The 13,386-nt window shown below is 38.1% G+C and carries 13 protein-coding genes; 10 read left to right on the top strand and 3 right to left on the bottom strand.

What is annotated here, in order from left to right; genetic code table 11:
- Positions 1-106 precede the first annotated feature (106 nt).
- The gene (locus P7D84_RS04885; RefSeq protein WP_311805311.1) at positions 107-1,120 is read left to right on the top strand and encodes a branched-chain amino acid aminotransferase; all 1,014 of its coding nucleotides are present in this window, start codon (positions 107-109) and stop codon (positions 1,118-1,120) included.
- Between the two features lie 97 nt (positions 1,121-1,217).
- Here the strand turns inward: P7D84_RS04885 and fabI are convergent, their stop codons facing one another.
- Positions 1,218-1,973 (bottom strand): enoyl-ACP reductase FabI, encoded by a 756-nt coding sequence (gene fabI / locus P7D84_RS04880; protein ID WP_137603168.1) that lies wholly within the window; start codon positions 1,971-1,973, stop codon positions 1,218-1,220.
- A gap of 159 nt (positions 1,974-2,132) precedes the next feature.
- Here fabI and fabZ point away from each other — a divergent pair, with 159 nt between their 5' ends.
- Positions 2,133-2,582: a 3-hydroxyacyl-ACP dehydratase FabZ gene (gene fabZ, locus P7D84_RS04875; protein ID WP_311805310.1), complete on the top strand. Its 450-nt coding sequence runs from the start codon at positions 2,133-2,135 to the stop codon at positions 2,580-2,582.
- Between the two features lie 70 nt (positions 2,583-2,652).
- Here fabZ and P7D84_RS04870 read toward each other — a convergent pair whose 3' ends face one another.
- Together P7D84_RS04870 and gap are read right to left on the bottom strand one after the other, a co-directional pair.
- Positions 2,653-3,402: a peptidylprolyl isomerase gene (locus tag P7D84_RS04870; RefSeq protein WP_311805309.1), complete on the bottom strand. Its 750-nt coding sequence runs from the start codon at positions 3,400-3,402 to the stop codon at positions 2,653-2,655.
- Between the two features lie 147 nt (positions 3,403-3,549).
- A complete protein-coding gene (gene gap, locus P7D84_RS04865) occupies positions 3,550-4,560 on the bottom strand; it encodes a type I glyceraldehyde-3-phosphate dehydrogenase (RefSeq protein WP_311805308.1) in 1,011 nt (336 codons plus the stop codon).
- Between the two features lie 268 nt (positions 4,561-4,828).
- Between gap and obgE the strand changes: the two genes are divergently transcribed.
- The 8 genes from obgE to P7D84_RS04825 all read left to right on the top strand — a co-directional run bounded on the left by obgE (position 4,829) and on the right by P7D84_RS04825 (position 13,356).
- Positions 4,829-6,142, top strand: a complete 1,314-nt coding sequence (obgE, locus tag P7D84_RS04860) for a GTPase ObgE (protein WP_137603164.1) — start codon at positions 4,829-4,831, stop codon at positions 6,140-6,142.
- Between the two features lie 635 nt (positions 6,143-6,777).
- Complete coding sequence (locus P7D84_RS04855; protein ID WP_137603163.1) at positions 6,778-7,512, top strand: winged helix-turn-helix domain-containing protein; 735 nt, start codon at positions 6,778-6,780, stop codon at positions 7,510-7,512.
- A gap of 117 nt (positions 7,513-7,629) precedes the next feature.
- Positions 7,630-8,178, top strand: coding sequence for a DUF456 domain-containing protein (locus tag P7D84_RS04850; protein WP_311805306.1), 549 nt, complete (start codon positions 7,630-7,632; stop codon positions 8,176-8,178).
- A 76-nt stretch (positions 8,179-8,254) separates the two neighbouring features.
- Complete coding sequence (rnz, locus tag P7D84_RS04845; protein WP_137603161.1) at positions 8,255-9,178, top strand: ribonuclease Z; 924 nt, start codon at positions 8,255-8,257, stop codon at positions 9,176-9,178.
- Between the two features lie 54 nt (positions 9,179-9,232).
- The gene (locus P7D84_RS04840; RefSeq protein WP_137603160.1) at positions 9,233-10,021 is read left to right on the top strand and encodes an SDR family NAD(P)-dependent oxidoreductase; all 789 of its coding nucleotides are present in this window, start codon (positions 9,233-9,235) and stop codon (positions 10,019-10,021) included.
- 9 nt (positions 10,022-10,030) lie between these two features.
- Complete coding sequence (locus tag P7D84_RS04835) at positions 10,031-10,459, top strand: LapA family protein (protein WP_137603159.1); 429 nt, start codon at positions 10,031-10,033, stop codon at positions 10,457-10,459.
- A 90-nt stretch (positions 10,460-10,549) separates the two neighbouring features.
- On the top strand, positions 10,550-12,829 hold the full coding sequence (gene recJ / locus P7D84_RS04830) for a single-stranded-DNA-specific exonuclease RecJ (protein ID WP_311805305.1): 2,280 nt from the start codon (positions 10,550-10,552) through the stop codon (positions 12,827-12,829).
- Positions 12,830-12,843: 14 nt separating this feature from the next.
- The gene (locus tag P7D84_RS04825; RefSeq protein ID WP_137603157.1) at positions 12,844-13,356 is read left to right on the top strand and encodes an adenine phosphoribosyltransferase; all 513 of its coding nucleotides are present in this window, start codon (positions 12,844-12,846) and stop codon (positions 13,354-13,356) included.
- Positions 13,357-13,386: the final 30 nt, after the last annotated feature.

The raw sequence follows: 13,386 nt of genomic DNA, 5'->3' as shown, positions 1-13,386 counted from the left end.
GTCGACCAAAGATACAAGAGTCATAATTTTCTTAAAATTGAAAAAATTCATGACAACAGTGAAAGAAAGTGATAGACTAACACTTAAATAAGAAGGAGATGATAAAATGGTGAATATAAAATGGGAAGAATTAGGCTTTAATTATATCAAAACCCCTTTCCGCTATATTTCTCATTGGAAGGATGGTCAATGGGAGGAAGGGACATTGACAGAAGACAATACAATCACCATTAGTGAAGGCTCTACTAGTCTCCATTACGCTCAAGAATGTTTTGAAGGGTTGAAGGCTTACCGACGCAAAGATGGAAAGATCAATCTATTTAGACCAGACGAAAATTCAAAACGCTTGAATAAAAGTGCAGAACGTTTGCAGATGCCAGAGATTCCTGAAGAAATGTTTATCGATGCGGTCAAACAAGTTGTTCGTGCCAATCAAGAATACGTACCACCATATGGTACAGGAGCCACATTATACTTGCGACCATATTTGATTGGAGTAGGTGATAATATCGGGGTGACACCAGCTCCAGAATATTTGTTTAGTGTATTTTGTATGCCGGTTGGGCCATATTTTAAAGGCGGCATGACACCAAGTAACTTTGTCGTTTCAGAATATGACCGTGCAGCACCATTTGGTACAGGCGCTGCTAAAGCAGGCGGAAATTATGCAGCAAGTCTATTACCGGGACAAATCGCTCATGAACGTAATTTTTCTGACTGTATTTATTTAGATCCTGCCACACATACGAAGATTGAAGAAGTCGGTTCGGCTAATTTCTTTGGGATTACTCATGATAATCAATTTATCACCCCAAAATCACCATCGATTTTACCAAGTATCACCAAATACTCTTTGCTGTATTTAGCTAAAGAACGCTTTGGGATGGAAGCAATCGAAGGAGATGTCTACTTAAAAGAATTAGACAAATTTGCCGAAGCAGGAGCTTGTGGGACTGCCGCGGTAATCACGCCGATTGCTGGGATGCAGATTGGTGAAGATTTCCATGTATTTTATAGTGAAACAGAGACCGGTCCAGTCACGAAAAAATTATATGACGAACTTGTCGGAATTCAATTTGGAGATGTCAAAGGGCCAGAAGGCTGGGTATTTGAAGTGTAATTCGATCAATAAAAAATCCGCTCTTTATGAGCGGATTTTTTATTATGTTTCTATAGTGCTTGAAACAAGAGATAAAACCAATGGTTATTCGTAAAATTTAACTTAAGTGGACTCCTTTATCAACGTAAATAATATCCCCGATGATTCCAGTTGCTAAAGGACTTAATAAGAAAGCACAGGAGTTTCCGACTTCTTCGATAGTTACACCAACTTTATCAGGTGTACGTTCAGCAGATAGATTCAATAATGATTGATAGTCTTTTACGCCAGTCACAGCCAAAGTTTTAATCGCTCCAGCAGAGATTGCATTTACTCGAATGTTTTGTGGTGCTAATTCAGTTGCCAAGTAACGAACTTCTGCTTCTAAAGCAGCTTTAGCGATTCCCATCATGTTGTAGTTGGGGATCGAGCGTTCTGAGCCCATGTAGGTCATCGTCACGATACTGCCGCCATCGGTCATTAAAGGTGCTGCGTATTTTGAAACGGCTAGTAAAGAATAAGCACTGATATCTTGAGCTAATTGAAAACCATCCCGGGTGATTGCAGTGACATTGCCAGATAATTCTTCTTTGTTGGCAAAAGCAATTGAGTGGACAAGACCATCGATTGATCCGAAGGTTTCTTTGATTGAAGCAAAAGCGGCTTCGATTTTTTCATCGCTAGCTACATCAAGTTCTACCATAGGAGCGTTTTCTCCAATTAATTTGACTAAATTTTTTTTCATCCGATCATTTTGATACGTATAGATGATTTCGGCGCCTTGATCTGCGATAGCTTTCGCACATCCCCAAGCAATACTTTTTTTATTCGCTACGCCAGTCACGATAATTTTTTTCCCAGTTAAAATTGACATTAAATGACACACTCCTAAATAATATAAAATAATATGTTCTTATTATGTTGGAAAAAGCTTTGATTGTCAAACTATTTTTTGTTTATTGTAATACAGCTTGATTAAAACAATAGAATATGATAGTTTGATAATCAAATAAAATATTCATAGAGGTGCAAAATGAAAAAAATTATGAATGTCGAAGAAATAATGGCGGCGATTCCCAATCGTTTCCCAATTTATTATTTAGATGCAGTTACAGAATTTGAAGACGAAAAGCATATTACAGCGGTGAAAAACTTAACGATGAATGAAGATTTTTTTCAAGGTTATTTTCCAGATGAACCGATGATGCCGGGAACCTTGATTGTAGAAGCGCTAGCTCAAGCTGGTTCTTTGTTGATTTTAAAATCTGCGGCATTTGAAGGGAAGACTGCCTATATCGGAGGAATCAACCATGCGAAATTTTTAGAGTTCGTCCGTCCAGGCGACACATTATTTTTGAATTTTGATATTCAAAAAGTAAAAGGACCCGTTGGGACTGCAAAAGCATGGGCAACAGTAGAAGAGAAGATAGTAACTGAATGTGAATTTACTTTCATCGTAGGCGACAAAGAACAAAAAAGATAATTAAAGTTAAATTGTATCAAATAGCAAAAAAAGAGTGAGGACAAAATTTTATCCTCACTCTTTTTAGAGATTATTTTTTCGGCTCTTGCAAAATTTTTATTTCGGTCACTTTTACTGGATCAGTAGGTGTCGATTCTTCATCAGAACCGTTATCTTTGACCTCGCCCGCTGCGATTTGATCGACAACATCCATGCCTTCAGTTACTTGTCCAAAGACCGTGTATTCGCCATCGAGTTGCGGTGCACCACCGTTTTTATATCGTTCGATGATTTTTTCTGGGTAATATTGGATCGGTAAGCCATCGCTGACATCTTTATTATTTGTGACAATGAAGAATTGACTACCATTGCTGCTGCGTGAGGCTGCGCGAGCCATTGAAAGAGCACCACGGATGTTATACAACTGATTTGAGTCTTCTGTTTTGAATCCTTTTTTCCAAATACTTTCCCCGCCAGTACCATCACCTTTAGGATCGCCGCCTTGGATCATAAAATCTTTGACTACCCGATGGAAGGAAGTATCTTTATAATAGCCTTCTTTGGCGTGTGTGACGAAATTTTCCACGGCTTTTGGTGCTTGTTCAGGGAAAAGTTTGATTTTGATGCTGCCTTTTGTTGTGATCATTTCAACTAAGTATTCATTATCTGTGACTTGATCATTCAGTTGAGGCAGTGCTAATTTGTTTAAATCGACACTAGACTCGGTTGTTTTTGCAGTGCTTTCTTTTGTTTCTTTGGTTGAATTGTCTGTACCGCAAGCAGCAAATAAGCCGATTGACAAGGCAAGACTTGCACCAATCATTATTTTTTTGAATTGCATAATAGTCTCCTTTTAACTAATAGTATCAGTCTTATGATAACAAATTTTCAAACAACATCCTATGAAAAAATCATGATTTTTTCTCCAAAGGGTTGATTAGAAGAAGACAATAAAAAAAGGAGATCAACATGATCTCCTAATAATGGTTTACAAGTTAGCGAATTTTTCTAATAAACGAATCATTTGGCAAGTAAAGCCGTATTCATTGTCATACCAAGCCACTGTTTTAACTAATTGATAGTCGCCAGCAGAAGTTACTTCTGTTTGAGTAGGATCAAAAATTGAACCTTGAGTCGTTCCAATCACATCACCAGAAACGATTTCGCGGTCGTCATAACCAAATGATGGGTTATCAACGGTATGTTTTTTGATGGCTTCGTTTACTTGGTCTGCGGTTACTTTTGTTTTAAGGACTGAGACCAATTCAGTCAATGAGCCATCTACGACTGGGACACGTTGTGCATGTCCTTGTAATTTACCGTTCAGTTCTGGAATTACCAAACCGATTGCTTTTGCCGCTCCTGTTGAGTGAGGAATCGTATTATCAGCAGCAGAACGTGCTGCACGCAAATTACCGCCTTTGACTGGTCCGTCTAACAGCATTTGTGTTGAAGTGTAGGCATGAACGGTTGTCATTGTACCAACTTCAATACCAAATTCTTCATTTAAGAAGTAGGCCATCGGAGCTAAGCAGTTTGTTGTACAAGAACCAGCTGAGATGATTTTATCGTTTGAATCTAAAGTATCATCATTTACATTGTAAACAATTGTTTTCATTTGTCCGGCAGGAGCTGAGATAACGACACGTTCCACGCCCGCGTCTAAGTGAGCTTTGGCTTTTTCTTCTGAGGTGTAAAAACCAGTACATTCAAGAACGATATCTACTCCGTTTTCTTTTGCCCAAGGAATCTTACTTGCGTCTGGTTCAGCATATACACGAGTTTTTTCACCATCAACCACGATTGAGTCATCAGTTGCGGTAACGGTGCCAGGATAGGTGCCGTGAGTGGAATCAAATTGCAATAGTTGAGCCAACATTGTAGGACTTGTCAAATCGTTGATAGCCACTACTTCAATGTCATCAGATACTTCTTTAATCCGACGGAAAGCTAAACGACCGATACGTCCAAATCCATTAATACCTACTTTTACTGTCATAACCAAAAGTTCCTCCTTTTTTATATCAGGCAAAGCTTAATGCCTTATAAATTTAATTGTGCAACGCATCAATTTTTTTGTCAAAAGATATTACCTGAGAAGGATTTGTTCAAAAAGATCATTAAACAAGTGTGAATACAACAAATTTTTTTTAAGCTTCTATCAATAAGAATGGACATTTTTGGTGAATCTAGCTACAATATATGAGACTTTGTTTAGTGTGGAGATTCAGTAGTCAATAGAACAAAGAGATAAGGAGGACACCAAGATGTCCATGTTTTTAGATCAAGTAACAATCGATGTCAAAGCTGGTAAAGGCGGCGATGGGATGGTAGCTTTTCGTCGTGAGAAGTATGTACCAGACGGCGGACCAGCCGGAGGCGATGGCGGACGCGGAGGCGATGTTGTTTTAGTTGTCGATGAAGGATTACGTACATTAATGGATTTTCGCTACAACCGACATTTTAGAGCCACTCCAGGTGAAAATGGGATGAGCAAGGGGATGCACGGACGCGGAGCTGAAGATACTTATGTCAGTGTTCCGCCGGGAACAACTGTCCGAGATGCCGATACTGGGACTTTAATTGGAGATTTAATCGAGAATGGTCAAGAATTGATTGTTGCCCATGGCGGACGAGGCGGACGTGGAAATACACGTTTTGCATCGCCAAGAAATCCTGCTCCTGAATTGGCTGAAAATGGCGAACCTGGGCAAGAACGTAATATTGAATTAGAATTGAAAGTTTTAGCAGATGTCGGTCTAGTTGGATTCCCATCTGTGGGAAAATCAACCATTCTTTCAGTGATCTCTTCTGCACGCCCTAAGATTGGAGCGTATCATTTTACGACACTGGTCCCTAATCTAGGAATGGTGACTACTAGTGATGGTCGAAGTTTTGCAGCGGCTGATTTACCAGGATTGATCGAAGGAGCTTCCCAAGGGGTTGGATTAGGTACTCAGTTTTTACGGCACATTGAACGGACGCGAGTTATTCTTCATGTAATTGACATGAGCGGGATGGAAGGTCGTGATCCTTATGAAGATTATCAGGCGATCAATAAAGAATTAGGATCACATAACTTACGCTTATTGGAACGTCCACAAATCATTGTTGCCAATAAGATGGACATGCCAAATGCCGAAGAAAATTTGAAAAAATTCAAAGAAGCATTGAAAAAAGATAAGGAAGACGAATTTGCGGAAGACATTCCTGTTTTTGCAATCTCAGCGATTACAAAACAAGGCTTGGATAATTTATTAAATGCGGCAGCTGACTTGTTAGATGTTACACCTGAATTTCTATTATATGATGAAGAAATCGAAGAAGATACTGTCAATTACGGTTTCCAATCTGATGAACCAGAGTTTACGATTACTCGTGAACCAGATGCAACTTGGGTGCTTGGTGGAGAGAAACTAGAAAAACTCTTCAAGATGACGAACTTTGATCATGATGAAACAGTCATGCGCTTTGCTCGCCAGCTTCGTTCGATGGGTGTTGATGAAGCCTTGCGTGCCCGTGGTGCAAAAGATGGCGATCTTGTGCGTATCGATAAATTTGAATTTGAATTCGTTGACTAAGACCATTAAATTTAAGGGTACTGCAAATCATTTGCAGTACCTTTTTTGTGTAAAAAATCTATTCAATCACGATTTTTTTTAAAACGGAAATTTTTGATTCAAAAAAAAGACTGAGAAAAGATAAATGAAGGAACCTAGAGTAAAAGTTTGTCTCGTTATTTTATCTATGTTTTTCGTTTTTTAAAACTTATGTTTACCAAAAAATGTTCATTATTCCTTTTTTTAAGAGGGACGTAAATTTTAGCGTACTTAAGCTGAAATGAATGGAATAAAAAGTCATAAGTTGCCGATCACTAGTGAAAACAATAAAATTTGAGGAAATAAATATATTTTGTTACTATAAATTGATGAAAAAAAGCATATGTTATATGTATCAAATCTTGATAAAAAATTGAGAAAATGTTTTTAAAAATGATAATTTAATTTTTTAAAGCAAAAAAAGTTTTTTTAATCCCATAATTTTATCGATTTTTCCAATTATGTCTATTAAAATATGAGCTTTTTAGTGGCATTGAAGAAGATCACAGTGTAAACTTGCATTATAAATAAGTATGATTATATTATTAATTAATAAAACTTTCCGCGAATAGCTGATTGAAAACTTATTTTTAATGATAAAAAAGGGGAATAATTTGATGCAAGTATTAATTTTGACACATAATATTTTAGTTGAGCGACCATTGGTTGAAAAATTACAACGTTTAAATATTGAAGTTTTAAGCTCTGAAAAACTATTGACATTACTTCAAACAAAACAAGTATCATTAGAAGTTATAAACTTTTTTAATGTATTGATTGCAAGTGAAACAATTTCTGATCAAGAACTAACGGTGATCTTAGAAGAAGTTGGAAAAGATTTCACAATCCTTCGTCAAACAGATCAACTGCCTTCAAAAGAAGAAAAAGCTGATTGGGAATCACGAGGGGTCGATGAATGGTTATTAGAAGACGAATCCCTTAGCGGATTGAGAGAAAAACTTGCTGAAAAAGTCTTAAAAGAAGCTAGCTATTCTATTGGTTTTGGAATACCGGCTCAACCAGCAGAAAGTACTCCGGAAAAGCGTCCTATTCCCCTATGGAATTTGACCCGTTCTGAACGTGAAATGTTAAGTACGCTGATTTCAACAAAAGAGGCACCGATTAGTCGGAATGATTTAGCTATAAAAATCTGGGGTGACAGTGATTCAGCCAGTCATATGACTCGCCTATCAACAATCATCAAACATTTGCGGAATAAATTGAAAATTGATGGAGTAGAATATGATATCATTCGTACCAATTGGGGAGAAGGTTATCAGTTATCTAAAGTCTTCTTTGACTATTATGTTATTGATGATCGAATCATGAATGAAATAAAAACCGGGAATTAATTCCCGGTTTTTATTATTTACTTTCCACGTATAACTGATGAAAATGAACTCGTTCTGTTTTCAAAAATTGCTATTTATTGCTAAACTAAGGTTAATAGAAAAGGGGAGTGGATTTCAATGGAAAAACGTGTGATAGTCATGAATTTTGATTTAGAGTCAAAAGCCTATGAAGCTTTTTCAAAGGCAAAACGGTTGCATATGAATAAGGCGTTCAAAGGAGAGCAAATGGCAGTGGTCCATCATTCAAATGACGGCGAACATAAATTTATGATTGAAGATTTTCTGGATTTCACTGGCAGTAACAAAAGTTCAACCGGTGGTCTGATTGGGATGATGGTAGGGATTCTTGGTGGACCAATCGGAATCTTATTAGGATGGTTCACTGGTGGGATGATCGGTGCGACTCAAGATGCTAAAGAAGTTCGACAAGCAACCGGTGTTTTTGAATTTTTGATTGATAAGATCGGTGAAGGCGACACTGCTTTGTTATTGATCGCTGAAGAAGAGGATAATCGGCCATTGAATCAACTGATCATGATGGAACTAGGCGGAGAGATCACTCGACTTGATTATGATGAAGTTGAAGCCGATGTGAAGAAAACGCAAGAAATGGCAAAATCTTCTCAAACAAACGCTTCTGAAGATGACCACTCAAAAGAGGAATAAATTTCTTCTATTTAGATTGCACTAAACAAGACTTTCTTCTAGAATAAGATTAATTTGATAGAAAGTCAGGAGAATTATGGAATTAGAATTTTTAGGAACAGGTGCAGGAGTACCTGCGAAACATCGAAATGTCAGCAGCCTTGCTCTAAAGCTATTGGCTGAACGTAATGCGATTTGGTTGTTTGATTGTGGTGAAGGGACTCAGATGCAGATCTTGCGCACAACGATTCGACCACGAAAAATTGAAAAAATTTTTATTTCGCATTTACATGGCGATCATATTTTCGGTTTGCCCGGGTTATTAAGTAGCCGTTCTTTCCAAGGTGGAGAAGAACCGATTGAATTATACGGCCCTGCCGGATTGGAAAGTTATGTGCGAACTTCTTTACAAGTTTCAAAAACACGGTTAGCGTATCCGTTACACTTTATTGAATTAAGTGAAGGAGTCATATTCAAAGACAAACAGTTCACTGTCGAATGTATGCGATTGGATCATGGTATCGACAGCTATGGTTTTCGGGTAACAGAAGCCAATCATGAAGGCATGCTGCAGGTCGAAAAATTAGCTGAATTAGGGATTCCTGCTGGACCAGTCTACGGGAAGATAAAACAAGGTCAAACAGTTACTTTATCTGATGGTCGAGTAATTGATGGAAAAGAATTTGTTGGTTCGAGCAAAAAAGGACGGATTGTAACAATCTTTGGGGATACTCGTTTTACCGACAGATCTAGTCAATTTGCTAAAGACAGCGATGTGATTATCCATGAAAGCACCTTTAATAAAAATGAAGCAAAACTTGCGCATGCATATTTCCATTCTACAACCCAACAAGCAGCGATGATTGCTAAAAAGGCGCAGGCCAAAAAATTGATGTTGACACATATTTCGGCAAGATATTTAGCAAAACAAGCCAAAGAATTGGAAGAAGAGGCCCAAGAAATCTTTCCTAATACACAAATTGCCAAAGATTTCGATAGTATCGATATTCCATTTTCATAAAAGAAACAAGCAGACTGATTGAAGGCAGTCGCTTTATAGAAAGAGGGAAGCTTAATGGATTTAACCGATAAAATCGTTGTTGTAACTGGCGGTTCTGCGGGTTTAGGAGAACAGATCTGTTACGAAGCTGCAAAACGTGGAGCAATCGTGGTTACATGTGCTCGTCGAATTCAGCTGATTGGTCAAGTCAAAGAACGTTGTAGCCAGCTAAGCGGTAAAGCCGCGTTTGCTTTTCAATTAGACATTGCTGATCCAGATAGTGTGGAATCAGTTGTTGAAAAAATCGCAGATGAAGTCGGTGAAGTGGATGTATTAGTAAATAATGCAGGCTTTGGTCTATTTGAAGATTTTGTGGACTTTGATTTAGCGATTGCGAAAAAGATGTTTGAAGTAAATGTTCTCGGAATGATGTATTTTACACAAAAACTGGCACTTTCGATGGTCAATAATCAACGGGGGCATATTTTTAATGTAGCTTCAATGGCTGGTAAAATGGCCACGCCAAAATCAACAATCTATTCTGCGACAAAATTTGCTGTTTTAGGTTTTTCGAACGCACTGCGTCTTGAATTAAGACCAGCCAATGTTTATGTGACCACGATTAATCCTGGTCCGATTGCTACTGAATTTTTTGACAAAGCTGATCCGAGCGGAAATTATTTGAAAGATCTAGGCGGGATTGTCTTAGATCCTCACAAATTAGCAAAAACCATCGTTAATAAAATGGGTAAACCAACTCGTGAGATCAACCGGCCTATTATTATGGAAGGGGCCAGCCGTTTTTATCATCTGTTCCCACATATCGGAGATCTTTTAGCGGGGGGATTATTTAATAGAAAGTAGGAAAGCAAAATGAAAAAACAATGGAAAGTTTTTTTAGGATTTATTCTAGTCCTGCTGATTGTGATCTTTGCGCTTTCTAATAGTCAAGAAGTTCCAGTCAATTTCTTGATCAAGAAATTCTATTTATCGCTAGTACTTGTTATTATCGGTTCCGCGTTGATAGGAGCATTAGTCGTCATGCTGACTTCAGGTGCTACACTTTTCCAACAACGAAAAGAAATCAAGCAGTTAAAAGAAACTATTCAAAGTTATGAAACAAATAATGAACAAAAATTAGCAGAAGAAAAAGCAGCCTTTCAACGAAAACAGGAAAATGAGATTGCTGTACTGAAAGCTAACTATGAAAGTCTGTTAAAAGAAAAAGATCAAGCCTTAGCTGAAAAAGAAAATGCCCAAGCTGAAAAGAAAAATGATCCGCCAATTGATTACTATGATTAATAAAGAAGACTTCAGTTGAAAAACTGGAGTCTTCTTCTCTTTCTTGTCTGATTCTTTTTTGCTATACTGGTACGGTTGGGGAGTGATACAGTGAAAAAATCAAACTTTAATTGGCAGTTTAAAGAAGTATCTCCAATTGATCCGATTTTCAAAGCAGAATTAATGAATCAAGGATATACTGAAACGTTTGCTGAACTTTTATGGAATCGAAATATACATACACTGGAAGACTTTTCTCAGTTATTAAAAACAACGATCGATGATTTGCATGATCCATTTTTGATGCATGATATGGATAAAGCAGTGGAACGAATTCAAACTGCTGTTATGGAAGGTCAAGCAATTTTAGTCTATGGAGATTATGACGCTGACGGCATCACCAGTACGTCGATTATGTTGGAGACTCTCCAGATGATCGGAGCAGATGTCCATTATGTATTACCGAATCGTTTTATCCATGGTTATGGACCAAACAAAGAACTTTTTGCTGAAAAAATCAATGAAGGAATTCAATTGATTATTACTGTTGATAATGGCGTGGCGGGTAATGAGGCAATCGATTTTGCTAATTCACAAAATGTGGATGTGATTGTTACGGATCATCATGAGTTGCCGCCAATCCTACCAGCAGCCTATTGTATTGTTCATCCACGCCATCCAGAGGGGCATTATCCGTTTGGTGAATTGGCTGGAGCAGGTGTGGCCTTCAAATTAGCAACGGCCTTATTGGAAGAAGTTCCGCTGGAAATGTTGGATTTAGTAACAATCGGAACTGTAGCGGATCTTGTGTCCATGACTGGAGAAAATCGAGTGCTTGTTAAACTAGGATTACAAGCTATTAAACAGACCCAACGCTTGGGCTTGTTAGAATTACTCAAGGTCAGTGGAGTCGCTTTGCAAAAAGCCGATGAGACAAGTATCGGTTTTAGTATCGGTCCACGATTAAATGCAATTGGACGTTTAGGTGATCCGAATCCAGCAGTGGAGTTGATGACAACTTTTGATGAAGAACGCGCGCATGTTTTAGCAGAAAAGCTCGATCAGATTAATAATCAACGAAAGCAAATCGTACAAGAAACGACTACTGAAGCAACTGCACTGGTCAATCCGGACGATGCTATTCATTTGATCGCAGCTCAAGGATGGAACCCAGGTGTTCTAGGAATCGTAGCAGGAAATATTTTAAAACAGACAGGTCGACCGGCAATTGTATTAACTATCGATGAAAACGGTGTAGCTAAAGGTTCTGGACGAAGTGTTGACGCATTGGATCTATTTGGTATGCTGACTACTATGCGCTCTGAATTCACTCATTTTGGTGGTCATGCTGCTGCTGTAGGTTTGACGATGCCAGTACAAAACCTCGCTACTTTACAAAAAAAGATGAATGAATATATTTCTGTTAATCAAATCGACTTGACCCAAGCGACTACTTTGTTAGTTGACGGAGTGCTAGAATTATCAGCAGTCCAGTTGAAATTTGTTGAAGAATTAAAAAAGTTGACTCCCTTTGGAACGGACAATCCGGCCCCTCATTTTCTGATCAATGGTGCGATCGATTCTTTCAAACGCATTGGTAGCGAGCAACAACACGTCAAGTTTTCATTAAAAGATGAGCAGGCACAGCTAGATGTTATCGGCTTTGGTTTTGGTGAGGAAGAAGAAAAAATCCAGCAACCAGATACAAAGTTTGTAGGTGATCTGGAAATCAATGAGTGGAATGGACAGAAAAAAGCCCAATTACGTTTAATCGATTTTGCTTCTGATGGTCTCCAAGTGATCGATCGTCGTGCAAAGTATACATGGGATCAACAGATTGAAGGCGGGCAAGTATTATATCTTGCATTCCAACTAAAAAGCCAACACTTTTTTGCAAAGAAATTACAACAAGAAGTGACGTTGTATACTGAAACAATCAGCTGGTCTGAGTATGACCAATTAGTTGTGCTTGATTGTCCAGATCAAAAAGGACTATTGAAAGAAATTTCTCAAAAAGGAAACTTTGAACGGATCTATCTCTATCTTTATAGCCCAGACGAAGCTTATCTTAATGGATTACCAAGTCGCGAGCAATTTACAAAACTCTATCAATTTTTCCGCAAACAACCAAGAGTGGACATTCGTTTTAAGTTAAGAATCGTCTCAAATTACTTAAAAATTCCAGAAAAACAAATAGTCTTTATGATTCACGTGTTTTCTGAGTTAAAATTTGTTACAATAGACGACGGTGTTTTACAAATGGTCGAGTCACCACAAACTCGGTCCTTTGAAGAGAGTGAAATTTATCAAAAACGCATAGCTCGAATTGAGAGCGAAGAGTTTTTAGTGATGAACGATATTCAAACTATTAGAAATTGGCTGAAAAGCTAGGAGGAACAACCAAAATGAACTTGAAAGATTATATTGCCAGTATCCCCGATTATCCAAAAGAAGGGATCGTTTTTCGCGATATTTCACCACTTATGGCTGATGGCGAGGCCTACCGTGAAGCAACTAGACAAATCGTAAATTATGCAGAAGAAAAACAAATCGATATGGTAGTAGGACCAGAAGCCCGCGGATTTATTGTTGGCTGTCCAGTAGCATTTGAATTGGGCTTGGGTTTTGCTCCTGTTCGTAAGCCGGGGAAATTACCGCGTGAAGTTATCGAAGTTGAATATGAGAAAGAATATGGAACAGATACTTTAACGATCCATAGCGATGCAATTAAACCAGGACAGCGAGTACTGATCACCGATGATTTACTAGCAACAGGCGGAACGATCAAAGCAACTATCGAGTTAGTTGAAAAACTTGGAGGAATCGTTGTTGGCTGTGCGTTCTTGATTGAATTAGAAGAATTGCACGGGCGTGATAAAATCAAGGGCTATGATATTTTAACCTTGATGGATTATTAAAAAATAAGAGACCACTAAAAGTTAGACGAA

Origin of the sequence: Enterococcus dongliensis (genome assembly GCF_031927985.1) — a bacterium.
Taxonomy (GTDB): domain Bacteria; phylum Bacillota; class Bacilli; order Lactobacillales; family Enterococcaceae; genus Enterococcus_A; species Enterococcus_A dongliensis.
Note: the sequence above shows the minus strand (reverse complement) of the source record. Positions and strands in the feature narration are given on the sequence as shown.

What these genes read in the sequence shown, in the direction of transcription:
- P7D84_RS04885 (WP_311805311.1), top strand. Translation starts at nt 107, where the DNA reads ATGGTGAATATAAAATGGGAAGAATTAGGCTTTAATTATATCAAAACC.
- fabI (WP_137603168.1), bottom strand. Translation starts at nt 1,973, where the DNA reads ATGTCAATTTTAACTGGGAAAAAAATTATCGTGACTGGCGTAGCGAAT.
- fabZ (WP_311805310.1), top strand. Translation starts at nt 2,133, where the DNA reads ATGAAAAAAATTATGAATGTCGAAGAAATAATGGCGGCGATTCCCAAT.
- P7D84_RS04870 (WP_311805309.1), bottom strand. Translation starts at nt 3,402, where the DNA reads ATGCAATTCAAAAAAATAATGATTGGTGCAAGTCTTGCCTTGTCAATC.
- gap (WP_311805308.1), bottom strand. Translation starts at nt 4,560, where the DNA reads ATGACAGTAAAAGTAGGTATTAATGGATTTGGACGTATCGGTCGTTTA.
- obgE (WP_137603164.1), top strand. Translation starts at nt 4,829, where the DNA reads ATGTCCATGTTTTTAGATCAAGTAACAATCGATGTCAAAGCTGGTAAA.
- P7D84_RS04855 (WP_137603163.1), top strand. Translation starts at nt 6,778, where the DNA reads ATGCAAGTATTAATTTTGACACATAATATTTTAGTTGAGCGACCATTG.
- P7D84_RS04850 (WP_311805306.1), top strand. Translation starts at nt 7,630, where the DNA reads ATGGAAAAACGTGTGATAGTCATGAATTTTGATTTAGAGTCAAAAGCC.
- rnz (WP_137603161.1), top strand. Translation starts at nt 8,255, where the DNA reads ATGGAATTAGAATTTTTAGGAACAGGTGCAGGAGTACCTGCGAAACAT.
- P7D84_RS04840 (WP_137603160.1), top strand. Translation starts at nt 9,233, where the DNA reads ATGGATTTAACCGATAAAATCGTTGTTGTAACTGGCGGTTCTGCGGGT.
- P7D84_RS04835 (WP_137603159.1), top strand. Translation starts at nt 10,031, where the DNA reads ATGAAAAAACAATGGAAAGTTTTTTTAGGATTTATTCTAGTCCTGCTG.
- P7D84_RS04825 (WP_137603157.1), top strand. Translation starts at nt 12,844, where the DNA reads ATGAACTTGAAAGATTATATTGCCAGTATCCCCGATTATCCAAAAGAA.